Source organism: Rubrivirga sp. (genome assembly GCF_965213695.1).
GTDB lineage: Bacteria > Bacteroidota > Rhodothermia > Rhodothermales > Rubricoccaceae > Rubrivirga.
In genome coordinates this window covers 4364277-4390349 of sequence record NZ_OZ243912.1, presented here as the reverse complement: position 1 = coordinate 4390349, position 26073 = coordinate 4364277, and the positions used below count along the sequence as shown (strand labels likewise).

Sequence of the window (26073 nt, the reverse complement as noted above, 5' to 3'; positions counted from 1 at the left end):
GGGAAGGGGGAAGGGAGGGCGCCAGGGCTCCTCGTCTAACCGATCACGCCGCGTCAAGTTTGGAGGCCGGGGGCCGCTGCCGATACGGTTCGGGCCATCCCCTACGCCCCCGGACCGCCCGCCAGTCTGCACCGGGACCGCACAACCCGGCGGCCGGTCCGCGCGTCTCCGGCGTCCTCTCGCCCCGCCCTCCATGCCCACGTTCCCCGCCCCGTTTTTCCGCTGGCGCCCCCACCCGTGGCACGGCCTCGACGCCGGGCCCGACGTGCCGCGTGTGGTCACGGCCTACGTCGAGATCACCCCGTTCGACTCGGTCAAGTACGAGCTCGACAAGGTCACCGGCTACACCCGCGTCGACCGGCCTCAGCGGAGCTCGTCGCACCCGCCGACGCTTTACGGGTTCATCCCGCGGACGTACTGCGCCGAGCGGGTCGCGGCGCTCTCCGGGCCGGAGGCCGTCCGCGGCGACCACGACCCGCTCGACGTCTGTGTCGTCTCCGAGCGGCCCATCGAGCGGGCCGACATCACGCTCGACGCCCGCGTCGTCGGCGGGCTCCAGATGATCGACAATGGGGAGGCCGACGACAAGATCGTGGCCGTCCTGCGCAACGACCTGTTCTGGGGCACGGTCGAGGACCTCAGTGACCTGCCCGACAAGCTGGTCGAGCGGCTCACGCACTACTTCTCGACGTACAAGCTGGTCCCGGGCAGCGGCTCCCAGGCGTCGATCGCGCGGACTTACGGGCGTGAGCACGCCGAGAAGGTCGTCGAGGCGTCCCGGGCCGACTACCGCGACGAGTTCGAGGGGCCGGAGTAGCTGAGGGTGGTGTGTGGGAGGGGGGGAGTGCCGCGCGTGACCGGTTCCCCTCGGCGAGCGGCTCTGGTGGCGACCTTCGCTCTCCCCTCCCGCGTCCGCCATGTTCTCCCGCCTCCTGATCGCGCCGCTCCTGCTCCTCGCCGCCTGCGACTCCGGCGTCGAGAGCCCGCCGCTCTTCGTCGCGCTCGAAGGGACCTGGACGGCCACGGCCGACGCCGAGCCGCCCACGATCCGCTTCTTCTCCGACGGCCGGTACGAGCTCGTCGCCGACGAGTGGGTCGCGGAGCGGGGCCGGTTCAGCCTCGCCTCCGACGGGAACGCCGCCGACCCCGACGCGCTGGCGGCCCTCAACCAGATCCAGCTCTACCCGGAGGACCGCGATCTCAGCCCGACGTTCTTCGACGTGGTCTCGGCCAACAGCTCGGCCCTCTCGCTCCAGCGCTGCTTCGGGGACTGCGAGGGCGTCGCCGTCTGGGTGTACCGGCGGCAGTAGCCACCGCGCTACCGCCCCGACCGCAGCGTCCCGACTCCGAACAGCGCGGCCACGACGGCCAGCGCCAGTGCGATCCCGCCGTCGCTGCCGGCGTAGGCCGCGTACGCGATCCCGCCCGTCCCGACGGCCGCCACGGCCGACGCCAGCCCGCGCACCGACCGGGCCAGCCGCTCGGTCGCCGCGACGGCCGCCGGGTCCGTCACCGCGATCTGGCCGGCCTCGGCCTTCGTGAGGACGCGGTCGAGGTGCGTCGGCAGGCCCAGGAGCGTCCGGCCAGCGGCCTGGACCTCGGCCCACAGCGCGGCTCCGATGGCCGGCGCCGCTTCGCGTGTCAGCGGCCGGATGTGGCGCTCCATCACCCGGAGCGGGTTGACGTCGGGCGCGAGCGCGCTGCACAGCCCGATGAGCAGGAGCGCCGTCCGCTCGAGCAGGATCCAGTCGCGCGGGACGCGGAACGCCGACGCCAGGTCCGTCACGGAGACGCCCAGATCCGCCATCTGGTCGAACGTCTCGGCGTGCTGCTCCATCGCGAACTCGAGCGTGAGGTCGCCCAGGCGGAACGCCAGCGGGTCGAGGTTCTTCAGCACGCGCTCGTGGACGCCCTCGACGAGCGCGCGGACGGCGGCGTCGGCCTGGGCGGAGCCCGCGTCGGCGGTGAAGCCCATGACGTCGAGCGCGGCCGTGACGCGGGCTGGGTTGCGGGCCAGCACGCCGGCGATCATCTCGGCCAGCCCGGTCCGCATGGCCGGCGACAGCCGAGCGACGGCGCCGAAGTCGAGGAACACGAGCTCGAACCCGCCGGGCATCGCGGGGTCGGGCCGGACGAGCAGGTTGCCCGGGTGGGGGTCGGCGTGGTACAGGCCGTCCCTAAAGATCATCCCGCCGTAGGCGTCCAAGATCCGCTCGGCGAGGGCGAGCCGGTCGACGCCGGCCGCGTCGAGGGCCGCCAGGTCGCCGGCCTTGATGCCGTCGACGAAGTCGGTCGTCAGCACGCGCCGGGCCGACCGCTCGGGCACGACGGCCGGGACAGAGACGCCGGGGCCGAGGTGCCGCGCGATCTCGGTCCCGCTCTCGGCCTCGCGCACGAAGTCGAGCTCGCCCAGGATCACGTCCTCGATCTCGCGGAACTGCTCGCGGAGGCCCCGGATCCCGAACCACCGCCCAACGACGCGCAGGATGGTCTCGATGGCGCGCAGGTCGAGCCGCGCGATGGCGTCGATGTCGGTGTGCTGGACCTTGACGGCCACCTCCCGAACCTCCGCCAGCCCGTCGCCGCCCGCTCCGGTCGCCAGCCGCGCGCGGTGGACCTGGGCGAGCGACGCGCTCGCGACCGGCATCGGCTCGAACGCGGCGAACAGCGCCTCGACAGGCGCGCCCAGCTCGGCCTCGACGCGCGCCCGCGCGGCCTCGGGCGGACTCGCCGGGACCCGGTCCTGCAAGCCCTCCAACTCGACGCGGAAGGGCTCAGGCAGCAGGTTCGTCAGGACGCTCGCGAGCTGGCCGGCCTTGATGAACAGGCCCCGCAGCCGCAGGATCGACGCCCGCACGCGGCGTCCGTTGCGGGCGTGGAGCGCCGGCCGCCGGGCCCGAGCCCACCGCTCCCCACGAAACCGCGCGGCGAGGTCGAACGCGAGGTAGCTCAGCGCCACGCGCAACGCCGCCGTGTACGCCCGCGCCAGCCGGAACCGCCGCCGCGCCGGCCGGGCGACGGCAATGGCCGGTCCAGACGCCACCGCCTCCGCCGTCGGGACGACGACGGCCGGCGGGTCGACGGGGAGCGGTTCGGAGGGGGACGTCACACGTCGCCTACGGGCAACGGCGCCCGTTTGTGTCCCGTCCCTCGAATCCTCGCGCGATGCCCGTCCGGCCGGACCGCTTGACTTTGCCTCGCCTCATCCCCCGACATCCGGCCGTAGGGGCGACCCGCCGGGTTGCCCCTACCGAGCCGTTCGTGTGGACTCAGTACGAGACGGAGACCGTACCCGCACGGCTGGCGTTGACGCCCCCCTTGCCTGGCCCCCCATGTCTCCGCGCGTGCTCGTCCTCCTCGTCCTCGCCGGCTGCGCCTCGGACCCGGAGGTCGTCTCCGCTCCGGCGCCGGACGTGCCCGCGCCGGTCTCGGCCCCGCCCGACACGGCCGACGTGCCTTCGGGAGAGGCGGCGCTCGCGCTCGACCCCGACGGGTTCCGCGTGGTGTCGGCGTCCGGCTCGACCTCGCCGCTCGCGTTCGGGATCCCGTTCGAGGACGCCGTCGCCGCCCTGTCCCGACTCCGCGGCGAGCCGGCGAGCCGGGCCGTGAGCCCCGAGTGCGGCGCCGGCCCGCTCGACACCGCGAGTTGGGACGACGGGCTGACGGTCTACGGCCAGGACGACGAGTTCGCCGGCTGGGCCCTCAGCGGTCGGTCCGGCCCGTCGACGTGGACGACGATGGCCGGCGCCGGCATCGGGTCGACGCGCGTCGACCTGGACAGCGCGTACGACCTCGACGTTCAGGAGACGACGTTGGGGACCGAGTTCAGCGCGGGCGGCCTTCACGGCATCCTGTCCGGCCCCGAGACCGACGCAACGGTGACCCATCTCTGGGCCGGCGTGCCGTGCACCTTCCGGTAGGCGCAACCTGAACGGGCGCGGTCGTAGAGCACCCCCGCCTCCGACTCCGCCGATGTCTGTCCGTCTTCTCCGCCTCGAAGGCGCCGCCGTGCTCGCCGTCGCGGTGTGGGGCTACGCGCTCACCGGCGCCTCGTGGCGGATGTTCGCGGCCCTGCTCTTCTCGCCCGACCTGGCGATGGCCGGCTACCTCCGGGGACCCCGGGCCGGCGCCGCGGTCTACAACGCGGCCCACAGCTACGCCGCTCCGGCGCTGCTGGCGGCTGCCGCCAGCGCGGCCGGGTGGACGCTCGCCGTCCCGGTCGCGCTCGTCTGGACCGCCCCCATCGGCCTCGACCGCGCGCTGGGCTACGGCCTCAAGCGGCCCGACGGCTTCCACCACACCCACCTCGGCCCCATCGGGCCCGCCCGCCGTGCCTGACCTCTCCCCCGGCGTCGTGAGGACGCCCGACGCGCGCTTCGACGGGCTGCCCGAGTGGCCGTTCGTGCCGCAGTACCTGCACGTCGAGGTCCCCGGCGTCGCCGGCCCGCTCCGGATTCACGTCGTCGATGAGGGCCCGCGGGACGCGCCGGAGACCGTCCTGATGCTGCACGGGGAGCCGTCGTGGAGCTACCTCTACCGGCGGATGATCCCGCCGCTTGTGGCCGCCGGCCACCGCGCCGTGTCGTTCGACTTCCCCGGGTTCGGGCGGAGCGACAAGCCGACCGACGTCGGCGCGTACAGCTACGCGATGCACCGGGCCGCGTTGCTGGGCGTCGTTGAGCAGCTCGACGTGAGGAACGTGACGCTGGTGGTCCAGGACTGGGGCGGGCTGATGGGCCTGCCGGCCGCCGCGCTCGACGTCCCCGACCGGGTCGCGCGACTCGTCGTGATGAACACGTTCCTGCCGACCGGCGAGGAGTCGCCGACGCTGGCGTTCCGGCTGTGGAAGCTGGGCGTGCGCCTGCTGGGCCGCCGCCTCCCCATCGGCCAGCTGATGGCGCTGGCGTTGCCGGAGAGCCAGGTCGAGTTCGTGCCCGCGTACCAGGCCCCGTTCCCGTCCGCTCGCTACAAGGCCGGCGCCGCCGCGTGGCCGCTCCTGGTCCCGACCTCGCCCGGCGGCCCGGTCGCCGACGTGATGACGCGGGCCCGCGCCGCGCTGGCCGAGTGGCGCAAGCCGTGCCTCCTGATCTGGTCGCCGTCGGACCCCATCTTGGGAGGCGCACATCGCCTGTTCGAGCGGCTCATCCCGACGGCGGAGCCGGCGACGACGGTCCGCGGCGGCCACTTTTTGCAGGACGCCTCGGGCACCGAGATCGCCGGGCATGTCGTCGCGTTCATCGCGCGGACGAAGACCGCGACACAGCGGTCCTGACTTCCGGATCCACGGTGCGTGATTCGTGAGGCGTGATCCGCCCCGATGAGAGTCACGCATCACGGATCACGCATCCAGAACGCCCTACGACCGCCTCACGGACGCGCGGACCCACTGCGCGAAGCGTCCTCGGCGGCGGCCTCGTTGGGGAGCGACGACGGGTGGGGGAGCGCCGCCGTCTCGACCGCCGCGAGCGCGACCATCAGGCCCGCGCTGACGGCGAGGGCCACCGACGCCCCGACGTTCCCGACGGCGAGGCCCGCGAGCACGGCCGCCACAGCGAGCCGAAGGGCGAGCGACCGGCCCGGGAGTCCGTGAGGCGAGGCCCAGTGGATGGCCGCCATCGCGGCCAGCGCCACGGCCGTCCCCCCCGCCAGCGTCCACCGCGCGGCCGGCACGAAGGCGTGCTCCCCGCCGACGGCCAGGATCGCCTCCTCGACGCCGACGCCGGCCGCGACGACGCCCGCGTACACGCCGTAGTGAGCGTAGCCGTAGACGTGGGAGCGGAGCAGGTCCGAGCGCCCGCCCTCGAGCTCCGCGCTGAGCGCCGAGGCGTCATCGCGGATGAAGTACGTCCACCACAGGGCCGCCGCGAGCGCGAAGCCGGCCCCGCTGGCCGCCAGCACGGCTGGCGTGGAGGGCGTCTCGGCGATCCCTTGGGCGACGGCCACGACCGACTCGCCCAGGGCGATGATCGTGAACAGCCCGAACCGCTCGGGCATGTGGGAGAGCTGGCTCGGCAGGCCCGGGACCTGGTAGTACGCGACCGGCGAGTTGACCATCGGCACGGCGACGGCCGCGAGCCACAGCCCGAACCGGCCCGGCGCCGGCACGACCGCGCTCGCGAGGTAGAGGCCGCCGGCCACCGCCATCGCCACGGCGTACCGCCCCGTGAGCGGGCGGAGCTCGGGGTTCGCCCGGTAGGCCCGGACGTAGAGCCCGCACAGGACCCCGTACATCCCCGCGAACACGAACGCGCCCCACCCCGCCCCGCCCTCGACGATCTCCGACGCGACGCGGCTGACTGACAGGATCCCCGCCATCACCGCCAGCAGCGCCAGCCGGTACACGACGTCGTCGGAGTCGAACTGGTCGGCGTAGTAGCTGAAGTCCATCCACAGCCACCACATCGGGAACAGCAAGAACGCGAACCACCCCAGGCCCGTGGCGCTGAGGTCGTCGCGGAGCAGCCCGGCCAGCCCGGCGACGGCCACGACGAAAACGAGGTCGAAGAACAGCTCGAGCCACGTCGCCTGCCGGTGGACGGCCGAGCCGTCCGCGCGACGGAACAGGGGGGGCTTGAGCCAGCGGTCGTCCATGGGCAGGCCGGGGGTGGGACCCAGAGAACCGTCCGCCCGGGCGGGGGTTGCCGGCGGGCCGAGCGGCCTCGCCCCAGGGCCTCCCTGACGTGCGGGCGTCGGTGGAACAGTGGCCGCCGCGGACCGGTGAGGAGACGCCGCCCCCTCCGCCTGCCCATGCCCCGTCTCCTCGTCGCCGCCGCCGTGCTCGGGCTGGCCCTCCCCGCCGCGGCCCAGCCGCCGCCGTCCCAGGTCGGCTCGTTCCTGGCCGACGCGGGCCCCGTCGGGATCTACCCCGTCGCCGACGGGCTGATGCACCCCTGGGGCATGGCCGTGCTCCCGGACGGGCGGATGCTCGTGACCGAGCGGGCCGGGCGCCTGCGGATCGTCGACCCCTCCGCGAGCGGACCGCCGGCCACCGTCTCGGGCACGCCGACGGTCTACGCCCAAGGGCAGGGCGGGCTGCTCGACGTCGCCCTCGCCCCCGACTTCGCCGAGACCGGCCACGTCTACCTCTCGTTCGCCCGGCCCGGGCCCGGCGGCCAGGCCGCGACGGCGCTCGGCCGCGGCGTCCTCCGGGGCGACAGCCTGGCGGCCTTCGAGACCCTCTTCACCCAGGAGCCGTACGTCGAGGGCCCAGCCCACTTCGGCAGCCGCATCGTGTTCTCGCCGGACGGCCACCTGTTCCTGGCGATGGGCGAGCGGTTCCAGTTCGACCCGGCCCAGGACCTGGGGAACCACCTCGGCACCGTCGTCCGCCTCAACCCGGACGGCTCGGTCCCCGACGACAACCCATTCACCGGCGACGCGAGTGCTCAGGACGAGATCTGGTCGTACGGCCACCGCAACATTCAGGCAGCGGCCTTCGACCCGACCGACGGCCGCCTTTACGTGGCCGAGATGGGCCCGCTCGGCGGCGACGAGCTCAACGTGGTCGAGCGCGGGGCCAACTACGGGTGGCCCGTCGTGAGCTGGGGCATGGACTACGACGGCGAGCTCATCCCCGACCCCCCGACGCGGCCCGAGTTCGAGGACGCCGTGGTGCAGTGGACGCCGACCATCGCCCCGTCGGGCATGGTGTACTACACCGGCGCGGCCTTCCCCGAGTGGCAGGGGAGCTTCTTCATCGGGAGCCTGGTGTACCAGGGCCTGGTCCGCGTCCGGGTCGAGGGTGGCGAGGTCGCGGCCCAGCAGATCCTGCCGCTCGGCGCCCGCATCCGCGAGGTCGAGCAGGGACCCGACGGGACGCTCTTCGTCCTGACAGACAAGGACGACGGCGACGTCTGGCAGCTCCGCCCCATCGAGACGCGGAGGCCGGAAAATGAATAGCGGGTCGGTCGTCTGAGCGGTCGCCGATGGTCCCTACGAGGTCCCCTCTCCCCGCGGGAGGGGGACAGGGTGAGGGGTCCCGACGCCACTGACGACCGACGCACCGACGCACTGTGCAAAGCACGCCAGATCCGGCCGGACCGTCGTCCTCGCCGCGCGCCCGCACCACACCTCGCGGAACAGCACCGTGGCCCAGCGGGTCCGGGACGCTCATTTGCCCCGAGGGCCATGCCCCGATCTCCCGTTCTCCTCGCGTCCCTCTTCCTCGCGGTCGGCGCCTGCGCCCAGCCGCCGAGCTCGGCCGGCCCGGCTGCGCTGGCCACGGCCGACCCGATCAAGACAGTCGAGACCGAGGCCGGGCCGGTCGGCGTGTTCGAGGTGGAGGGCGGGCTCGACCACCCGTGGGGGATCGCGTTCCTGCCGGACGGGCGCGCGCTCGTGACGGAGCGGGCCGGGCGCCTGCGGATCGTCGACGGGACGGGCGACGCAGCCGTCGTCGCGGGCACGCCCGAGGTGTTCGCCGAGGGGCAGGGCGGCCTGCTTGACGTCGCGCTCGGGCCCGACTTCGCCGAGACCGGCCACGTCTACCTCACCTACGCGAAGGCCGGCCCCGGCGGCGCGGCCACGGCCGTCGGCCGCGGTCGGTTCGAGGGCGACGTGCTCGTCGGCTTCGAGGAGATCTGGGTGCAGACGCCGTTCTACCGGGGCGGCAACCACTTCGGCTCGCGCATCGCGTTCACGCCCGACGGCCACTTGCTGGTCTCGACCGGCGAGCGGTTCCAGTTCGACCCGGCCCAGGACCTCGGCAACACGCTGGGCGTGGTCGTCCGCCTCAACCCGGACGGCTCGGTCCCCGACGACAACCCGTTCGTCGGCGACCCGGGCGCGCGGCCGGAGATCTGGTCCTACGGCCACCGCAACGCGCAGAGCCTGGGCGTCCACCCCGAGACCGGCGACGTGTGGGAGGCCGAGTTCGGCCCGCGCGGCGGCGACGAGCTGAACCGGATCGAGCCCGGCCTCAACTACGGGTGGCCGGTCGTGAGCTGGGGCATGAACTACGACCGCTCGCCCATCCCCGACCCGCCGACGCGCCCCGACCTCACCGACGCCGTCCGCCAGTGGACGCCCGTGATCTCGCCCTCCGGCCTCACGTTCTACACCGCCGACGCCTTCCCGGCGTGGACCGGCAGCCTGATGCTCGGCGGGCTCACGGCGCAGGGGGTCGTCCGCCTGGAGGTCGACGGCGGCGCGGTGACGCACGAGGAGCGGGTCGACCTCGGCGAGCGGATCCGCGACGTCGAGCAGGGGCCGGACGGCTTCGTCTACGTCCTGGTCGACGACTCGGACGGGGCCGTGTGGCGCTTGGAGCCGCTGGCGAGCGAGTGACCCGACGCGCCGTTCTGCTCGGCCTGCTCGCGCTCGGCGCGGCGGCCACGGCCCAGCCCGACACGACGGCCGTCCGCGACCTGGGCGCGGTCGAGGTGACGGCGGCGCCGTTCGCGCTCGTCCCGAGCCGGGCGCCGCTGGCGTTGGCGGTCCGCGAGAGGGGAGAGGCCGAGCGGGCGACGGACCCGGCGACGGCGCTCGACGCGGTCGGGCGCGGGCTCCCGGGCCTGTGGATCTCGGACCGCGGCAACCCGTCGACGGGCGAGCGGGTGCTGGTCCGTGGGCTGGGCTGGCGGGCCGCATTCGGCGTCCGGGGAACGCACGTGCTGCTCGACGGCGTCCCCCTCACCCTCGCCGACGGGCAGGGCCAGCTCAACGTGATCGAGCCGGCGCTCGTCGAGCGTGTCGAGGTGTTGCGCGGGCCGGCGTCGGCGTTCTGGGGGAGCGGCTCGGCCGGCGTGCTGGCGCTGTCGACCGAGGGCGCGAGCGGGCCGCGCGTCCGCGTCCGGGCGCTCGGCGGGGCCTACGGGCTGGCCAAGGCCGAGGCGTCGGCGCGGCCGGACCTGGGCGACCGACGGCGGCTGGCGGTCTGGGGCTCGGCCGTCACCCAGCGCGGGTTCCGCGATCAGGCGTCGCTGCAAGCGTTTCGTGGGGGATGGACGGGCTCGGCCGACCTGGGCGACGGGCAGACCCTCGGTGTCGTCGGGCTGGGCGCGGTCGTCCCGCGCGCCGAGTCGCCGGGTGGGATCACGGCGGCGGAAGCGGCGGAGGACCCGCGCCAGGTCCGCGAGTTGTCGATCACCCAGGACGCCCGCAAGCGGCTCGCCCAGGGCCACCTCGCCGTCGTCTACGGCCGGCCCGTCGGCGGCGCCCGCGTCCGGGTCACGGCGACCGGCGCGGGGCGGACGCTCGACAACCCCATCGTCCCGCGCTACATCACGCTCGGCCGGGCATCGGGCGGCCTGCGCGCCGTCGTCGAAGGGCGCGCGCGGGTGGCCTGGGGCGTCGGTGTTGAGGCCGAGGGCCAGCGCGACGACCGTCTGGAGCGGACCAACGACGGCGGACAGCCCGGCTCCGAGGTTCTTACGGACCAGGTCGAGACGGTCCGCTCCGGCGCCCTGTTCGGCCGGCTCGCCGTCCCGCTCGGCGACGCGCTCACGGCCACGGCCGCCCTCCGCGCCGACATCTTGCGCTACGACGCCGACCCGGCCGGCGCTCCGTCGGAGGGGCGGACGTTAGGAGCCGTCAGTCCGTCGGTCGGGCTCGCCTACCGGATCGGCACGTCCCGGGGCGGGGCGACGGTCTACGCCAACGCCGCCGGCGCCCTCGACGCCCCGACGACGACCGAGCTGGGCAACCGGCCCGGCGGCGGGCCCGGCTTCAACCCGGACCTGCGCCCAGAGCGGACGTGGGGCGCGGAGGTCGGCGCCCGAGGCGCGTGGGCCGTCGGCGGCGGCGCGCTCGGCCTGGACGTGGCGGCATTCGCGGCCCTCGCCCGCGACCTGCTGCTGCCCCGCGAGATCGACGACGTGACGGTCTACGAGAACGAGGGACGGGCCCGGCACTCGGGCGTCGAGCTGGCGGTGAGCGCCGACGGCGTCCGCCTGGGCCCCGGCCGGCTGAGCGCGGCGGCGGCGCTGACGGTCGCCCGGGGCACGTTCCTGTCCGGGCCCGAAGGCTCCGAGACGCCGGGGGGCAACCGGGTCCCCGGCTTCCCCCCGCGCCTGGCGACGTGGACGGCGACGTGGACGGCCTGGGGTCCCATCCCGCTCGTGGTCGGCGTCGACGGGGAGGCCGCGGCGGCGTACGCAGCCGACAGCGCGGGCGACCTGCGGACCGAGCCGTACGCGGTCGCGAACGTCCGCCTCGCGCTGGCGGGGCTGCCCCTCGGCCCAGCGCAGGCGACGCCGTTCGTGGCGGTCCGCAACGTGGGCGACGTGGCCTACGCCGGCTCGGTCGTCGTGAACGCCTTCGGCGGCCGGTTCGTCGAGCCCGCGCCCGGCCGGCACCTCGCGGCCGGGGTCTCCGTGGCCCTGCCGTAAGGCGTGGCCGCCTCGCGAGCAGGGCGACCGCCCCGCCAGAGCGGGGAGCGCTCCTCGGCGCGGACGGTGCGAGGTGAAGAAGGGTCGGCCGCGTCGGGGCCGGGGGCCGGTCGGCCGTCCACGTGATAGGTTCTCCGCCGACCATGCCCGCCCCCGACGTCCCCTCCGACCGCGACCTGCTCGACGCCTGGACCGCTCACGTCCGCGCAGAACGGGGCGGGACGTCCGCGCCTCCGGACGTGTGGGGGCTCGGCCGGATCTGGACGGTCGCTGGCCGCGCGAGGCCGACGGCCCCCGCCGTCAGTCGGCCTCGAACGCCGCCAAGCGCTCCCGGAGATGCCGGAGCGACCGGCTCATCTGGGTCTCGACCGTCTTGACGGACACCCCGAGGCGGTCGGCGATCTCCTGGTACGTTAGGTGCCCGTAGCGGGACAGCTCGAAGACCTCCCGGCGGCGGTCCGGGAGCTCGGCGATCCACCGCGCCATCGCCGTGTCGAGCGCCTCGGCCTCGAGGTGGCGGACGGCCTCCGGCTCCCGGCCCACCCCGGACGCCGCGTGGTCCGACCGCTCGGCCTCGGCGTGCGCTCGGCGGACCCGCTGCTTCGAGTAGTGGCTCCAGACGTGGTTCCGAGCGGCCGAAAACAGGTACGTCCGCATGTCGCCCCGGACCTCCCACCGGTCGATCCGCGACCAGATGTTAAGGAACAGGTCGTGGAGGATGTCCTCGGCGAGGTCGCGCGAGCCTACCTTCTCGTAGATGAACCCGATCAGAGGGCGCCGGTGCTCCAGGTACAGCTGGTCGAGAGAAGCCTGCGGGCGGAGGGTGGACGGGGAAGCATGGGGCATGGGCACGTGAACATGTGTTCACTGTAGATCATGCGTTCAAACGTAAGCGCTTCCGGCTCTGATGTCAAGGGATTGTAAAGGACGGTCTGGGTCCCTGACCCTCGCGCAGGGAGTAGACTTCCGACATGCCTCCCGCCTCCGAAACGTCTCCCCGCACCCTGGCCAAGGTGGCCGCGCTGTACTACCTCCAGGGGCAGACCCAGCAGCAGATCGCCGACCGGCTCCGGGTCTCCCGCCCGACCGTCTCGCGCATGATCAAAGAGGCCCGCGAGCGCGGGATCGTCCAGATCACCGTGGCCCACGTCGACGGGCTCGCGGTCGACCTCGAGAGCGAGCTCGAGACGGCCTTCGGGCTGTCCGAGGTGGTCGTGGCCGACGTCGAGGGCGACGACGTGGTCGCCCGGCTCGGGGCGGCGGCGGCCGGGTTCCTGGCCCGGACGTTGGAGCCCGGCGACGTGGTCGGACTCACGTGGGGCTCCACGTTGCGTGCGATGGTCAAAGCCGTGGCCCCCCGCCGGACGGACGGCGTGACGGTCGTCCAGACCTTGGGCGGCGTCGGCCCGCCGCTCGGCGAGGCCCACGCCGCCGACCTCCCGCGCCGACTGGCCGGGGCGCTCGGCGCCGACCTCCGCCTGCTCCAGGCGCCCGGCGTGGTGGCCAGCCCCGAGGCCCGGGCCGTCCTCGAAGCCGACCCCCAGATCCGGGCGTCCCTCGACGCCCTGGCGACGATGACGGTCGCGTTCGTCGGGATCGGCTCGTTGGACACCAACCCGGTCCTGGGCGACGGCGCGCTCGCGAGCGAGGTCGACCTCCCGCCGACGCTCGCCGCCGAGCTCGAAGCCGGCGACGCCGTCGGCGACGTGGCCCTCCGCTTTTTCGACGTCGAGGGTCGCCCGGTCCCGACCTCGCTCGACGACCGGATCGTCGGGGTCGACTTCGAGACGCTGGCCGACGTCGACTGCGTGGTCGGGGTGGCCGGCGGCGCCGCCAAGGTCGACGCGATCCGCGCCGCCGTGCGCGGCCGGCTCGTCGACGTCTTGATCACCGACGACGCGACGGCCCGGGCCCTCCGCGCGACGTGACGACAAAAGAGGGGGGACGGGCCCGAGCCCGTCCCCCCTAGAACCGCCGAGCGGCCGCGCTAGCGGGCGACCGACAGGCGCCGCGACTGGACGAACGTCTCGCCCCGGACGACAACGACGTAGGTCCCCGGCGCGAGCCGGCTCGCGTCGACCCGGACCGGGACGGCCGCGCTCGGCGAGGCGAGGCCCTCGAACGCCGTCTGAACCGACCGGCCCAACACGTCGACCACGGTCGCCGTGACGCGCTGGGACGTCTCGACGGCCAGGTCGAGCGTGGCCGCCGCCGCGCTCGGGTTGGGGTAGGCCGCCGACAGGCTGCGGAGGCCAGGCTGGCCCTCGACCGCGACCGGCCGGGCCTCGACCGTGACCAGGTCGAGCTGGACGTTGCCGCCCCAGTTCTGGCCCTCGATGGGCGTGATGGTCCCGTCGGCGTCTTCCGTCGCCACGACGGGCGTGCCGCCCGTGGCGTCGGTGTCGGCGTGGCGGCCGGCGGCCTCGATGGCCGTGATGCGGTCGAGCCCGTCGAACTCGCTGAGGTCGAACGTCAAGACCTCCCAGTCGTTGACGAACGAGTTGTTGGACGTCCCGTCGTCGGCCCCCTCGGACTTGAGCCCCTCGTAGATCATCTCGGTCGTGTCGGTGCCGGCGACGACGCGGATCCGGAACTGGTGGCGCTCGCTGTTCGGGCCGTTCGCGTACATCGAGGCGGCCAGCTTGAGGATCGGCGTCATCGTCCAGTCTTGGGGCGTGGCCCACTCGTACTTCATCCCGCGGAAGTTGGCCGCGAGGATGGGCCGGTTCGCGACGGCCTCGAGCATCCAGGTGCCCTCGAAGGCGTCGATCTGGTTGCCGCCGCCGACCGGCTTGGTGTCGAGGGTCCGGACGAGGGAGCGGGCGTTCTCGCCGAGGTCGGGGTCCGGTGCGACGTCGGGCTGCCAGCCCTGGGTGTCGCCGCCGGCGCCCTCGAAGTCGAAGAGGACGGTCGGCGTCTGGGCCAGGGCGGCGGGGGCGGCGAGGGCGAGGACGCCGGCGAGAGCGAGGAGTAGCGGAATGCGCATGGCGACAGGGGAGGTGGAGGTGGGAGCGCGCGAAACGTGCGCGTCAGAGAGAAAGACCGGTCACGCCCGGGCCTCCCCTACACGGATGCTCTCGCGGGCACAGATTCCTACGCCAACCGTCTCGGCCCCCGTCGCGCCGGGCCTCGCCTGACGGAATTGGCGGCGGCGCGTCAGGGTCGGGTTCGCCCCGGCCGTCTCTCGGGCAGTCCTCCGCCCCCCGATGGCCGCTCCCTCCGCCCGCCCCTCGCTCTCCGAGCGGCTCGACGCGATCAACGAGTACGACCGCGAGCCCGTCCCCGAGCACGCGCTCCAGGGGCCGTCCAACTTCGCGGGGCTCTACGCGGGCGAGCACGTGGCCGGGACCGAGTTCGTCATCGGCCCGCTGTTCGTGGCGCATGGCGTGGCGGCCGTCGACCTGGTCGTCGGACTCTTGGTGGGCAACCTGCTCGCGACGCTGTCGTGGGGGTTCATGACCGGGCCCATCGCCACCCGGACCCGGCTCAACCTCTACTGGCAGCTCCGCAAGATCGCCGGGCCGTGGCTGCTCATCGGCTACAACCTGGTCAACGCGGCCATGTTCTGCTTCCTGGCGGGGAGCATGATCGCCGTCTCGGCGACGGCCGTCGGGCTCCCGTTCGACATGCCGATGCCGGGCCTGGCCGACGTCTACCCGACGAGCCTGTCGTGGGTCGTCGTGGTCCTATTGGTGGGTGCCGTGGTGACCGTCCTGGCGGTGCTCGGGTTCGAGAAGATCGCCGCGTTCTCGAAGGTGGCCGCGCCCTGGATGTTCCTGGTGTTCGTCGCGTGCGGGCTGGCCGTGTTGCCCCAGCTCGGCGTCGAGCGGCCGTCGGACTTCTGGCGCGTCGCGAACGACGTGATCTGGACGGGCGTCCCGCTCGAAGGGCAGAGCAAGTTCACCGTCTGGCACGTCCTGTTTTTCGCGTGGTTCGCCAACATGGCCATGCACATCGGGATGGCCGACATGACCGTCCTGCGGTACGCGCGCAAGTGGACCTACGGGTTCTTCTCGGGCCTCGGGATGTACCTCGGCCACTTCGTGGCCTGGATCGCCGCAAGCATCCTGTACGCGCTCGCGCTCCAGCAGGGCGAGACGTCGCCGGCCCCGGGCCCCATCGCGTTTTTGGGCGCGGGCTACGCCGGCGTCGTCGCCGTCGTGATCGCCGGGTGGACCACGGCCAACCCGACCATCTACCGCGCCGGGCTGGCGCTCCAGACCGTCACGCCGGGGTGGAAGCGCTGGAAGGTGACCGCCGCCGTCGGCGCCGTGACGACGGTCGTGGCCCTGTTCCCGGCCGTCGTGATGAACCTGCTCGGGCTGGTCGCTTTGTACGGCCTGATCCTGATGCCGATGGGCGCCGTCATCTTCGCCGACTTCTGGCTCGTGCCCCGGCTCGGCCTGCGCCCGCTCTACGCCGAGTGGCGCGACTTGGTCTTCAGCTGGCCGACGGCGCTGGCGTGGCTCGGGACGCTGGCGGCGTGCTGGGGGATCAACGCCGTGTTCGGGCTCGACCTGTTCTTCCTCGGGCTGCCGGGCTGGTTCATCGCCGTCGGGCTCTACCTCGGCGCGGCGTTCCTCCAGCAGCGCGGGGCCGTCGCCGAGCCCGCTCCCGTCGCCGACGCCGAGACGCCGCTGGGCGTCCCCGCCAACCCCACCGTCGCATGACCGCCGTCCTCAAGCTGCTCTCGGCCCTCGGGCTGGCGCTGACCGTCGTCCCGGCCGTGCTCGTGTTCCTGGCGGACCTGCCGTGGGACACGCACGCGACGCTGATGGCCGTCGGCACGGTGTTGTGGTTCGCCACGGCCCCGTTCTGGTTGCGCGACGCCGCGCCGGACCCAGAGCTCTGGGAGCAGGGGAGGGTCGAGTGAGCCCTGTCGCGTGTTCCGTGTCGCGTGTCCGAGCGCGACGTCGGAGCACGCGCGCCACACGAAACACGCCACATGGAACCCGCTGATCTCCGCCGCGACCTCGACGCGCTCGACCACCGCCTGCGCGACTCGCCGAAGAGCGGCCAAGACGCCGTGGCCGCCGCCGCCGCGTTCACCGTCGCCGTCCCGTCGTGGGCGCTGGGGACGGGCGGGACGCGGTTCGGGCGGTTCCCCGGGCCGGGCGAGCCGCGCGACGTGTTCGAGAAGCTCGACGACTGCGCCCAGATCCACGCGCTCACCGGGGCCACGCCGACCGTCTCGCTCCACCTCCCGTGGGACGAGCCCGACGACCCCCAAGCGCTCCTCGACAAAGCGAAGGAGCTGGGGCTCACGTTCGACGCCGTCAACTCGAACACCTTCCAGGACGCGCCCGGCGCCGCCCACTCGTACAAGCTGGGGAGCTTCTCGAACCCCGATCCGGGCGTCCGCCAGCAGGCCGTCGATCACAACCTCCACGTGATCGAGGTGGGCGAGGCTCTGGGCTCGGACGCGCTCACGGTCTGGCTCGCCGACGGGACCAACTACCCGGGCCAGGGCAACCTGCGCCGCGGCTACGAGCGCGTGCTCGACTCGCTCCACCAGGTCTACGCCGGCCTGCCCGACGGCTGGCGGCTGTTCACCGAGCACAAGCCCTACGAGCCCGCCTTCTACTCGACCGTCGTCCAGGACTGGGGGACGTCGCTGATGCTGGCCCAGGCGCTCGGCGACCGGGCGTCGTGCCTGGTCGATCTCGGCCACCACCTGCCCAACACGAACGTCGAGTTGGTCGTCGCCCGGCTGCTCTCGGCCGGCAAGCTCGGCGGGTTCCACTTCAACGACTCGAAGTACGGCGACGACGACCTCACGGCCGGCTCGATCAAGCCGTACCAGCTCTTCCTCGTCTTCCACGAGCTGACGCTGGCGGCGGCCGACGAGGGCGACTTCCGGCCAGCGTACATGATCGACCAGTCGCACAACCTCAAGGACCCCATCGAAGCGCTGTTGCAGACCGTCGACCAGCTCCAGCAGGCGGCGGCCAAGGCGGCGCTCGTCGACCGCGACGCGCTGGCGGGCTACCAGGACGCCGGCGACGTGCTGATGGCCGAGCGCACGCTCAAGGACGCCTACGAGACCGACGTCCGCCCGGCCGTCGCCCAGGCCCGGTTGGAGGCGGGCGGCGCGGCCGATCCCGTCGCCGCGTTCCGCGCGAGCGGCTACCGCGCCCGCGTCGCCGACGAGCGCGCGGCCGGCGCCTACGTCCCGCCCCAAAGCCTGTAGCGAGTGGGGGGGCAAGGGTGATGAGTGAAGGGCCGCTCGTGCCCTGTCTCCTCACCCCTCACCCCTCACCCCTCACTCGATGTCCCTCCCCCCCTCGTTCCTCGCCATCGACCTCGGCGCCTCGTCGGGCCGGGCGGTCGTGGGCGCGCTCGACGGGGCACGGATCCAGCTCAGCGAGGTCCACCGGTTCCCGACCCCGCTGAGGGAGCGCGAGGGGAACTTGGTGTGGGACCTCGACACGCTGTGGCGCGAGGTCCGGGTCGGGCTGGCGCTCGCGCTCCGGATGGTCCCCGGCCTCCGCGCCGTTTCGGTCGACACCTGGGGCGTCGACTACGTCCCGCTCGGCCCCGACGGCACGGCCTTGCGCGACCCGTTCGCCTACCGCGACCCGCGGACGCAGGGCCAGATGGCGGCCGTCCTGGCCGACGTCCCCGCCGCCGACCTCTACGGCCGGACGGGCATCCAGTTTTTGGAGTTCAACTCCATCTTCCAGGTCGCCGCCGACCTCGCCTTGGAGCCCGACCTGGTGGCCCGGACCGAGACCCGGCTCCTGATCGCGGACTACCTCCTGTACCGCCTGAGCGGCGTCGCCGTCGCCGAGCGAACGCTCGCCAGCACGACCGGCCTGTTCGACGCCCAGACCGGCGACTGGGCCGCCGACCTCATCGAGCGGATCGGCGACGAGCCCGGCCGGTGGCCCCGCGTCGTCGAGCCCGGCGAGGTGCTGGGGCCGGTCGTGCCCGAGGCGCTGCCCGACGGGTTCCGCGGCACGCCGCCCGTCGTCGTGGCGACGTGCTCGCACGACACGGCCGCCGCCGTCGCCGCCGTGCCCGCCGACGGGGACCGGCCGTGGGCCTACGTCTCGTCCGGAACGTGGGCCCTCGTCGGCGTCGAGCGCGACGCGCCCGTCCTCACCGACGCCGCGTGCCGGGCCAACTTCACGAACGAGGCCGGCATCGACGGGACCACGCGGTTCCTCAAAAACCGGACGGGGTTCTGGGTTTTGGAGGAGTGCATCCGCGAGTGGACCGAGATCGACGGGGCCCGGCCGGACTACGACTCGCTCGTGGCTGAGGCCGCCGCCGCGCCGCCGGTCGGCCGGTACGTCGCGCTCAACGACCCGCCGTTCGCGCTTCGGGGCGAGATGCGGGCCAAGATCCGGGCGTACTGCCGCGAGCACGAGGTGCCCGTCCCCGACTCGCGCGGCGCGCTCGTCCGGCTCGTGTTCGAGAGCATGGCCGAGAGCACGCGCCGCGTCCTGGCCGACCTCGACACGCTGACCGGCGAGGCGGCCGAGGTCGTCCACGTCGTCGGCGGCGGGGCCCACAACGACTTGCTCAACCAGTGGACGGCCGACGCCTGCGGCGTCCCCGTCGTCGCCGGCCCGGCCGAGGCGACGGCACTGGGCAACCTGGCCGTCCAGGCCCGGGCCCTGGGCAGTCTGCCCGCCGACGTCCCGGTCCGCGCCGCCGTCCGCTCCCTCACCACTCTTCGCACGTACGCGCCGGTCCCCGCGCCGGCCGCCTGACCCATCATGCCTACCGACACCGCCCTTGACGCCGCCGCCGACCTCGACGCCGGCACCGACTACCTCCGCTCCCGCTGGGACGACGCCCACGCCGCCGGGCTCGATCCGGTCGACCGGCTCGTCTATCGCTCGAATCTGTTGGGCGAGGACGCCCGGATCACCAACACCGGCGGCGGCAACACGTCGTCGAAGATCGAGATGCCGGACCCGATCACGGGCGAGGCCACGACGGTCCTGTGGGTGAAGGGCTCCGGCGGCGACTTGCGCACGGCCGAGCGCGCCAACTTCGCGTCGCTCTATCAGGACGCGCTGATGAGGTTGCAGGACGTTTACGCGGCCAAGGAGAACCGGGGCGTCAAGACGCCGGCCGAGGACGAGATGGTGGCCACCTACCCCCACACGACGTTCGACCTCAACCCGCGCGCGCCGTCCATCGACACGCCGCTCCACGCCTACATCCCCCACGCCCACGTCGACCACATGCACCCGGTCGCCGTCATCGCCATCGCCACGGCCGCCGACGGGCCTACGCTGACGCGCGAGATCTATGGCGGCGAGGTGATCTGGACCGACTGGCAACGCCCCGGCTTCGAGCTGGGCCTCGAGCTCCAGCGGATCTGCCGCGAGCACCCCGACGCCCGGGGCGTCGTGATGGGCGGCCACGGACTCATCAACTGGGCCGACGACGACCGCGACTGCTACGAGCTCACGCTCGACCTCATCCGCCGCGCCCAGGACTTTTTGGACGCGCGCCAGAATGGGGAGCCCGACTTCGGCGGCCGGAAGACGGCGCCGCTCGACGAGGCCGAGCGCCGCGCTGTGCTCGACGAGGTTCTGCCCTGGCTCCGCGGCAAGGTGTCGAGCGAGGCGCGGATGATCGGGACCGTCCAGGCGACGGACGAGGTACTCGAGTTCGTCGGCTCCCACGACGCCGCGCGGCTGGCGGAGCTGGGCACGAGCTGCCCCGACCACTTCCTGCGGACCAAGATCAAGCCGCTCTACGTGGACTGGGACCCGGCCTCCGGCACGGACGCGCTCAAGGGCAAGCTCGACGCCGGGCTCGACCAGTACGTCGAGGACTACCGCGACTACTACCAGGCTCATCGGCACGACGACTCGCCCGCGCTCCGGCCGTCGTCCCCGTCGGTCGTGCTGATCCCGGGCGTCGGCATGCTCGCGTGGGGCAAGTCGAAGTCCGAGAGCCGGGTCACGGCCGAGTTCTACACGGCCGCCATCGGCGTGATGCGGGGGGCCGAGCGCGTCTCGCGCTACACGGCGCTGGCGCGGCAGGAGGCGTTCGACATCGAGTACTGGCTGTTGGAGGAGGCCAAGCTCCAGCGGATGCCCAAGGAGAAGGCCCTCGCTCGCCAGGTCGCCGTCGTCGTCGGCGCCGGCTCCGGGATCGGCCGCGAGGTGGTCGACCAGCTCATCGCTGAAGGCGCCGTCGTGGCCGCCGTCGACCTCGACGCCGAGACGGCCCGGGCCGCGGCCGACGAGGTGATGGGTGAGATCGGGATGGGGATCGGCGTGGCCGGGACCGGGCTCTCGGGCTCGGGCGACGTCGTCGGGCTCGGCGCCGACATGACGGACCGCGAGGCGGTCCGCCGGATGGTCTCGGACGTCCTGCTGGCGTACGGCGGCGTCGACCACGTGGTCGTGACGGCCGGCTACTACCCGACGCCGGCCCCAGACGGGACCGTCGCCGACGAGCAGTGGGCGACGGCGTTCGCGGTCAACGTGACGGGCCCGTTCATCGCCGTCGACGAGGCCCGCCGCGTGTGGAAGGCCCAGGGCCTGAGCGGGACGGCCGTCATCACGACGAGCGTGAACGCGGTCGTGCCCAAAGCCGGCTCGTTCGCCTACGACACGTCGAAGGCGGCGGCCAACCACCTGGTCCGCGAGCTGGCCGTCGCGCTGGCGCCGGCCGTCCGCGTCAACGGCGTGGCCCCGGCGACGGTCGTCGAGGGCTCGTCGATGTTCCCGCGCGACCGCGTCCGGGCGTCGCTCACGAAGTACGGGATCGACCACTCCAACGACGAGTCGACGGAGGACCTGCGCGGCAAGCTCGCCCGGTTCTACGCCGCCCGGACGCTGACCGACCAGCCCATCACGCCGGCCGACCAAGCCCGCGCCATCTTGGCTCTCGTCACCGACGACCTGTCCAAGACGACCGGCCAGATCATCAGCGTCGACGGCGGCCTGCGCGACGCCTTCCTCCGGTGATGATGGGTACAGGGTACACGGTACGGGGTACGGTGGGTCGGGGGCGCACGGCCTTCGTACCGCGTACCCTCTGCCCCATACCTGCTCATCGGGTGCTCTAATGGCCGCTGCGCTCGGCATCCTGCTCCACGGCATCGGCGGCTTCGCGGCCGGCAGCTTCTACCTCCCCATCCAGCGGATCAAGGATTGGGCGTGGGAGTCGTCGTGGCTCGTCAACGGGCTGGCGGCGTGGCTCGTCGTGCCGTGGGTGGTCGGGCTCCTCACGGTCCCCGACGTGGGCGGCGTGCTGGCGTCGGCCCCGCCACGGGCGCTGTTCTGGTGCTTCGCGTTCGGCGTGCTGTGGGGCGTCGGGAGCCTGACGTTCGGGATGGCGATGCGCTACCTCGGCATCTCGCTGGGGATGGCCGTCGCGCTCGGGTTCACGGCCGCGTTCGGGACGCTCGTGCCGCCGATCTACGAGGGCACGTTCGGCGACCTGCTCCAGACTGGGAGCGGGCTCATCACACTCGCGGGGGTGGCGCTCTGCCTCGTCGGGATCGCCGTCGTCGGGCGGGCGGGGCGGATGAAGGAGGGCGACCTGACCGACGAGCAGAAGACGGCGGTCGTTGAGGAGTTCGACCTGAAAAAGGGCGTGACGGTCGCCGTCGTGGCCGGCGTCTTGAGCGCGTGCTTCGCGTTCGGGCTCGCGGCCGGGGCGCCGATTGCCGAGGCGGCCATCGCCGCCGGCACGGCCCCGCTCTACCAGAACAACGCGGTCTTGATCGCCGTCCTCGCGGGTGGCTTGACGACGAACGGGCTCGCGTGCCTGTGGATGGGCTGGCGCAACCGGACCTTCGGGGACTACCGCGACGACGACGCCCGCCTCGCGCGCAACTACGGGCTCGCCGCGCTCGCCGGGCTCACGTGGTACCTCCAGTTCTTCTTCTACGGCATGGGCACGACGTTCTTGGGCGAGCAGTACGAGTTCGCGTCGTGGAGCATCCACATGGCGTTCATCATCCTGTTCTCGAACGCGATCGGCGTCGGGCAGGGCGAGTGGCGCGGGGCGGGGCGGTCGACGATGCGGACGCTGGGCCTCGGACTGGTGGTGCTCCTGGGCTCGGTCGTGCTCATCGGTCTCGCCAGCCAGATCGCGGGTGGGTAACGGCCACTGACGTGGCCTGCCGAGATCTCCCCCGACCGGAGATGGTGAGCAGGGGCCGTGCGGGAAGGTGACTCGGGCGGGATGGCCGGACACTCCTTTCCGAACGGGTTTCCGAACGGTGGACGGCGTCGCCAGGGCTGATCCGCTCCGCCCCGCCCGGGTGTCGGGAAGAGGGCGTTTGCGGGAGGCCGTGTCGTTTGACAAGCTCGGCCCGGGCTACCGAAGCCGAAACGAGGCCGAAGCCTGACCTACGCTCACGGCGAATACTCCAGGTTCCAGGACCGGCCGGCCGTCGGCGTCGGGCCCGCTCAGGTCCGCAGCGGTGAGCGTGAACCCGACCTCGCGGCGCTCGCCCGGCGCCAACTCCACCACGTCCACGCGTTTCAGGAGGCGGACCGGCCGCGCGACCGTCCCCACCTCGTCGGTCACGAACCACAGGACGGACTCCCGAACCCGGGCGCGATCCGGTCTCACGACGCCTCGCCCATCTCCGCCTCGGTCAGCTGACGGGGGTAGCGGATCTGCTCGACGAGCGACTGGACGTGGGCCGGCGGCGGCGGCGTCGCCAGGCTCACCCCGACCGTCAGCGCGAAGTTCAAGAGCATCCCCACCACGCCGATCCCCTGGGCCTTGATGCCCAGGACGGAGTCCACGAGCGGCGCGTCGCCGAACACGCCCGGCGCGACGACGTGCGCTCGCATCAGCACGATGGCGACGAACGTAAACGCCAGCCCGACGGCCATGCCGGCGATGGCGCCCTGCTTGTTGGCCCGCTTCCAGAAGATGCCCAGCACGATGGTCGGGAAGAACGAGGCCGCGGCGAGCCCGAACGCGAACGCGACGACCTCGGCCACGAACCCCAGGGGGAAGATGCCCAACAGGCCGGCCCCGACGACGGCCACCAGGATCATCCAGCGGCCCACCCGGAGCCGCTGCGCGTCGTCGGCGTCGGGGTTGATGACCTTGCCATAAATGTCGTGGGCCAGCGCCGACGAGATCACCAGCAGCAGGCCCGACGCGGTCGACAGCGCCGCCGCCAGCCCGCCGGCCGCCACAAGGGCGACGATGAACGCGCCGAGGCCGGCGATCTCGGGCGTCGCCAGCACGATGATGTCGCGGTTGATCGCCTCCAAAAAGAGCCCCACGTCGCCCCCGCTGGCGGAGATCGCGTCGAGGTCGATGAGCCCCGTCGAGGCCCAGCTCTGGACCCAGCCCTGGGCCACGAACGCCTCCGGCCCGAGGTCCACGAACTGTTGCAGGATGGCCGTCTTGGCGAAGATGGCGATGGCCGGCGCCGTCGTGTACAGCAGCGCGATAAACAGCAGCGCCCAGAACGCCGACCACCGCGCCGCGCGGACCGACTTGACGGTGTAGAACCGGACGATGACGTGGGGGAGCCCGGCCGTCCCGACCATCAGGCACAGCGTGATCGCGATCACGTTGAGCGCGTCGTTGTTGACGAACGGGCTCGTGTACGGGTCGAGCCCGAGGTCGGTCTGGAGCCCGTTCAAGAGCGGGATCGCCTCGCCGATGGCGACCTGGGGGATCGGGTTGCCGAACAGCAACAGCGCGATGGCGACGGCCGGGATCGTGTACGCCACGATGAGCACGCAGTACTGGGCGACCTGGGTGTAGGTGATCCCCTTCATCCCGCCCAGCCCCGCGAAAAAGGCCACGATCACCATGCCGATCCCGACGCCCACCTCGAACGGGACCTGCAAAAACCGGCTGAACGCCACGCCGACCCCGCCCATCTGCCCGGCGACGTAGGTGAACGAGACGAAGATGGCCGCGACAGCCGCCACCAGCCGCGCCGCCGTCGAGTCGTAGCGGGCGGCCACGAAGTCGGGCACGGTGTACTGGCCGAACTTGCGCAGGAACGGGGCCAGCAGGAGCGCCAGCAGGACGTACCCGCCGGTCCACCCGAGCAGGTAGACGCTCCCGTCGTAGCCGGCGAACGCGATGATCCCGGCCATCGAGATGAACGAGGCCGCGCTCATCCAGTCGGCCGCCGTCGCGGCGCCGTTGGCGATGGCCGGCACGCCCTGGCCGGCCACGTAGAACCCGCGCGTCGAGCCGACCCGGCTCCGGTACCCGATCCACAGGTACGCCGCGAACGTGATGCCGACGGTGACCCAGGTCCACTCTTGAATGCTCATGGGGTGGGGGGGCTGGGGCCGGCCGGCCGCCCGGCGCGGGGGGGTGCGTGATGCGTGATGCGTGACTCTTCGGATCGGGGCGCCGAGCTGGCCCGGCCCCGCGTCGGCACGTCGTGGCCGGTGAGGGGCTGGGTCCCGCCGTTCGACGTTCGCCGACTCCCGTTCGCCGTGCTCTCCATCAGTGCCCCTCGCCCGACTGGGTGGTCGTATCGGGCGTCTCGTCGAGGCCGGCGGCGCGGTCGGCGCGGTCGCTGGTCCAGGCGTAGATCCAGACCAAAGCGACGAACACGAAGATGGCGCCCTGCTGGGCCATCCAGAACCCGAGCGGGACGCCGCCGAACGAGACCTCGTTGAGCTGGGGCGCCAGCAGGATCGACAGGCCGAACCCGACGACGGCCCACACCGCCAGCAGGATCACAATGCGGCGCTTCTGAGCGCGCCAGTAGTCGTCGCGTGAAGTCATGGGCGGAGGGTGGCGGGCGCAGGGGGAAGCCGTAGGTTACTAAAACGTTTCACCCGTGTGCTATGCCGATTCTCGCCCGTCTCGCGGCCTTCGTCCTGGTGCTCGCCGGGCCGGCGCTGGCCCAGGACCCGACGCCGATCCGCGTCGCCGTGCTGGGTGACTCGAACTCGGCCGGCGCCGGCCCGAGCGACCGCGACGACGTGTGGGTCAACCGGCTCCGGCGCCACCTGGAAGCGACCCGGCCGGGGAGCACCGTGTTCAACTACGCCGTCAACGGGTACACGACGTACAACGCCGTCCCAACGAACCGGAACCCGCCGCCGAACCGGCCGCCGCCCGACCCCTCGCGCAACGTGTCCGCGGCGCTCCGCACTGGCCCCGACGTCATCGTCATCGCCATGACGTCGAACGACGCGAACCGGGGCTACGGCGTCGCGGAGCAGCTAGCGAACTACGACGCCATCGTCGCGGCGGCCGGCGAGACGCCGGTGTTCGTCGCCACCACGACGCCGCGGAACTCGTTCCGCCAGATCGACACGGTCTCGGTCGAGACCCGGATGGGCTATCAGATCGCCATGCGCGACTCGACGCTGGCGCGGTGGGGCCGGCTCGCCATCGACTTCTGGACGCCGCTGGCGACGCCCGACGACCGTCTGAGCCCGGACTACGACGTCGGCGACGGCGTCCACTTCAACGCCGAGGCGCACCGGCTGCTGTTCGAGGCCGTCGTGGCCTCGGCGCTGGTGTCGGTCGCGCTGCCCACCGACGGCGGGCCGGGCGCGGGGCTCTCCGTGGTGCCGCTCCCCCACCCCTCGCCCGCCGCGCTGGCGGTCCGCGTGGACCGCGTCGGGCCGGTGCGGGTCGAGATGTTCGACGCCCGGGGCCGGCTCGTGGCGACGCTGGCCGACGACGTGTGGGCGCCGGGCGAGCGCCGCCTCCCCCTCCCCCGCCTCGCCCCGGGCCTCTACCTCGCCCGGCTCTCCCAGGACGGCCGCCAGCGGACGGCGACGGTCGCAGTGGCGAGGTAGCGCCTCCGCGC

General features: G+C 73.1%; 23 protein-coding genes. 16 read left to right on the top strand and 7 right to left on the bottom strand.

What is annotated here, in order from left to right:
* Nucleotides 1-193: 193 nt before the first annotated feature.
* Together ACOOHE_RS19240 and ACOOHE_RS19235 are read left to right on the top strand one after the other, a co-directional pair.
* Nucleotides 194-817 (top strand): inorganic pyrophosphatase, encoded by a 624-nt coding sequence (locus ACOOHE_RS19240; protein WP_420455718.1) that lies wholly within the window; start codon nucleotides 194-196, stop codon nucleotides 815-817.
* 100 nt (nucleotides 818-917) lie between these two features.
* Nucleotides 918-1310, top strand: a complete 393-nt coding sequence (locus ACOOHE_RS19235; protein ID WP_420455717.1) for a hypothetical protein — start codon at nucleotides 918-920, stop codon at nucleotides 1308-1310.
* 8 nt (nucleotides 1311-1318) lie between these two features.
* On the opposite strand, the gene ACOOHE_RS19230 is transcribed toward ACOOHE_RS19235, so the two are convergent.
* Nucleotides 1319-3109, bottom strand: coding sequence for an ABC1 kinase family protein (locus ACOOHE_RS19230; protein ID WP_420455716.1), 1791 nt, complete (start codon nucleotides 3107-3109; stop codon nucleotides 1319-1321).
* A gap of 235 nt (nucleotides 3110-3344) precedes the next feature.
* On the opposite strand from ACOOHE_RS19230, the gene ACOOHE_RS19225 reads away from it, so the two are divergent.
* The 3 genes from ACOOHE_RS19225 to ACOOHE_RS19215 are packed head-to-tail and all read left to right on the top strand — an operon-like array spanning nucleotide 3345 to nucleotide 5272.
* Nucleotides 3345-3920, top strand: coding sequence for a hypothetical protein (locus tag ACOOHE_RS19225; protein WP_420455715.1), 576 nt, complete (start codon nucleotides 3345-3347; stop codon nucleotides 3918-3920).
* Between the two features lie 52 nt (nucleotides 3921-3972).
* Nucleotides 3973-4338: a DUF4260 domain-containing protein gene (locus ACOOHE_RS19220; RefSeq protein WP_420455714.1), complete on the top strand. Its 366-nt coding sequence runs from the start codon at nucleotides 3973-3975 to the stop codon at nucleotides 4336-4338.
* A complete protein-coding gene (locus ACOOHE_RS19215; protein WP_420455713.1) occupies nucleotides 4331-5272 on the top strand; it encodes a haloalkane dehalogenase in 942 nt (313 codons plus the stop codon). Before ACOOHE_RS19220 ends, ACOOHE_RS19215 begins: the two co-directional genes overlap by 8 nt.
* A gap of 95 nt (nucleotides 5273-5367) precedes the next feature.
* On the opposite strand, the gene ACOOHE_RS19210 is transcribed toward ACOOHE_RS19215, so the two are convergent.
* Nucleotides 5368-6591, bottom strand: coding sequence for a low temperature requirement protein A (locus ACOOHE_RS19210; RefSeq protein ID WP_420455712.1), 1224 nt, complete (start codon nucleotides 6589-6591; stop codon nucleotides 5368-5370).
* Between the two features lie 156 nt (nucleotides 6592-6747).
* Here ACOOHE_RS19210 and ACOOHE_RS19205 point away from each other — a divergent pair, with 156 nt between their 5' ends.
* From ACOOHE_RS19205 to ACOOHE_RS19195, 3 genes are all read left to right on the top strand, one after another.
* Nucleotides 6748-7899, top strand: a complete 1152-nt coding sequence (locus tag ACOOHE_RS19205; RefSeq protein ID WP_420455711.1) for a PQQ-dependent sugar dehydrogenase — start codon at nucleotides 6748-6750, stop codon at nucleotides 7897-7899.
* 228 nt (nucleotides 7900-8127) lie between these two features.
* Nucleotides 8128-9285 carry a PQQ-dependent sugar dehydrogenase gene (locus ACOOHE_RS19200; RefSeq protein ID WP_420455710.1) on the top strand — a complete coding sequence of 386 codons (1158 nt, stop codon included), beginning with the start codon at nucleotides 8128-8130 and terminating at the stop codon, nucleotides 9283-9285.
* Nucleotides 9282-11327, top strand: coding sequence for a TonB-dependent receptor (locus ACOOHE_RS19195; protein WP_420455709.1), 2046 nt, complete (start codon nucleotides 9282-9284; stop codon nucleotides 11325-11327). Before ACOOHE_RS19200 ends, ACOOHE_RS19195 begins: the two co-directional genes overlap by 4 nt.
* A gap of 300 nt (nucleotides 11328-11627) precedes the next feature.
* Here ACOOHE_RS19195 and ACOOHE_RS19190 read toward each other — a convergent pair whose 3' ends face one another.
* Nucleotides 11628-12173, bottom strand: a complete 546-nt coding sequence (locus tag ACOOHE_RS19190) for an RNA polymerase sigma factor (RefSeq protein ID WP_420455708.1) — start codon at nucleotides 12171-12173, stop codon at nucleotides 11628-11630.
* 125 nt (nucleotides 12174-12298) lie between these two features.
* Here ACOOHE_RS19190 and ACOOHE_RS19185 point away from each other — a divergent pair, with 125 nt between their 5' ends.
* Nucleotides 12299-13255, top strand: a complete 957-nt coding sequence (locus ACOOHE_RS19185; RefSeq protein WP_420455707.1) for a sugar-binding transcriptional regulator — start codon at nucleotides 12299-12301, stop codon at nucleotides 13253-13255.
* Nucleotides 13256-13314: 59 nt separating this feature from the next.
* On the opposite strand, the gene ACOOHE_RS19180 is transcribed toward ACOOHE_RS19185, so the two are convergent.
* Nucleotides 13315-14313, bottom strand: coding sequence for a T9SS type A sorting domain-containing protein (locus ACOOHE_RS19180; protein ID WP_420455706.1), 999 nt, complete (start codon nucleotides 14311-14313; stop codon nucleotides 13315-13317).
* 220 nt (nucleotides 14314-14533) lie between these two features.
* Here ACOOHE_RS19180 and ACOOHE_RS19175 point away from each other — a divergent pair, with 220 nt between their 5' ends.
* The 6 genes from ACOOHE_RS19175 to ACOOHE_RS19150 all read left to right on the top strand — a co-directional run bounded on the left by ACOOHE_RS19175 (nucleotide 14534) and on the right by ACOOHE_RS19150 (nucleotide 22412).
* Nucleotides 14534-15997, top strand: coding sequence for a purine-cytosine permease family protein (locus ACOOHE_RS19175; protein WP_420455705.1), 1464 nt, complete (start codon nucleotides 14534-14536; stop codon nucleotides 15995-15997).
* On the top strand, nucleotides 15994-16200 hold the full coding sequence (locus ACOOHE_RS19170) for a hypothetical protein (RefSeq protein ID WP_420455704.1): 207 nt from the start codon (nucleotides 15994-15996) through the stop codon (nucleotides 16198-16200). Before ACOOHE_RS19175 ends, ACOOHE_RS19170 begins: the two co-directional genes overlap by 4 nt.
* A gap of 72 nt (nucleotides 16201-16272) precedes the next feature.
* Nucleotides 16273-17517: a TIM barrel protein gene (locus ACOOHE_RS19165; protein WP_420455703.1), complete on the top strand. Its 1245-nt coding sequence runs from the start codon at nucleotides 16273-16275 to the stop codon at nucleotides 17515-17517.
* A gap of 79 nt (nucleotides 17518-17596) precedes the next feature.
* Nucleotides 17597-19045 carry a rhamnulokinase gene (locus ACOOHE_RS19160; protein ID WP_420455702.1) on the top strand — a complete coding sequence of 483 codons (1449 nt, stop codon included), beginning with the start codon at nucleotides 17597-17599 and terminating at the stop codon, nucleotides 19043-19045.
* 6 nt (nucleotides 19046-19051) lie between these two features.
* Entirely contained in the window at nucleotides 19052-21268 is a 2217-nt protein-coding gene (locus ACOOHE_RS19155) for a bifunctional rhamnulose-1-phosphate aldolase/short-chain dehydrogenase (protein WP_420455701.1), read from the top strand.
* Between the two features lie 100 nt (nucleotides 21269-21368).
* A complete protein-coding gene (locus ACOOHE_RS19150) occupies nucleotides 21369-22412 on the top strand; it encodes an L-rhamnose/proton symporter RhaT (RefSeq protein ID WP_420455700.1) in 1044 nt (347 codons plus the stop codon).
* A gap of 216 nt (nucleotides 22413-22628) precedes the next feature.
* On the opposite strand, the gene ACOOHE_RS19145 is transcribed toward ACOOHE_RS19150, so the two are convergent.
* The 3 genes from ACOOHE_RS19145 to ACOOHE_RS19135 form a co-directional block, all read right to left on the bottom strand.
* A complete protein-coding gene (locus tag ACOOHE_RS19145) occupies nucleotides 22629-22886 on the bottom strand; it encodes a fibronectin type III-like domain-contianing protein (protein ID WP_420455699.1) in 258 nt (85 codons plus the stop codon).
* On the bottom strand, nucleotides 22883-24571 hold the full coding sequence (locus ACOOHE_RS19140) for a sodium:solute symporter family protein (protein ID WP_420455698.1): 1689 nt from the start codon (nucleotides 24569-24571) through the stop codon (nucleotides 22883-22885). Before ACOOHE_RS19140 ends, ACOOHE_RS19145 begins: the two co-directional genes overlap by 4 nt.
* A gap of 178 nt (nucleotides 24572-24749) precedes the next feature.
* Nucleotides 24750-25034, bottom strand: a complete 285-nt coding sequence (locus tag ACOOHE_RS19135; RefSeq protein ID WP_420455697.1) for a DUF4212 domain-containing protein — start codon at nucleotides 25032-25034, stop codon at nucleotides 24750-24752.
* A gap of 62 nt (nucleotides 25035-25096) precedes the next feature.
* On the opposite strand from ACOOHE_RS19135, the gene ACOOHE_RS19130 reads away from it, so the two are divergent.
* Nucleotides 25097-26062, top strand: a complete 966-nt coding sequence (locus ACOOHE_RS19130; protein WP_420455696.1) for an SGNH/GDSL hydrolase family protein — start codon at nucleotides 25097-25099, stop codon at nucleotides 26060-26062.
* Nucleotides 26063-26073: the final 11 nt, after the last annotated feature.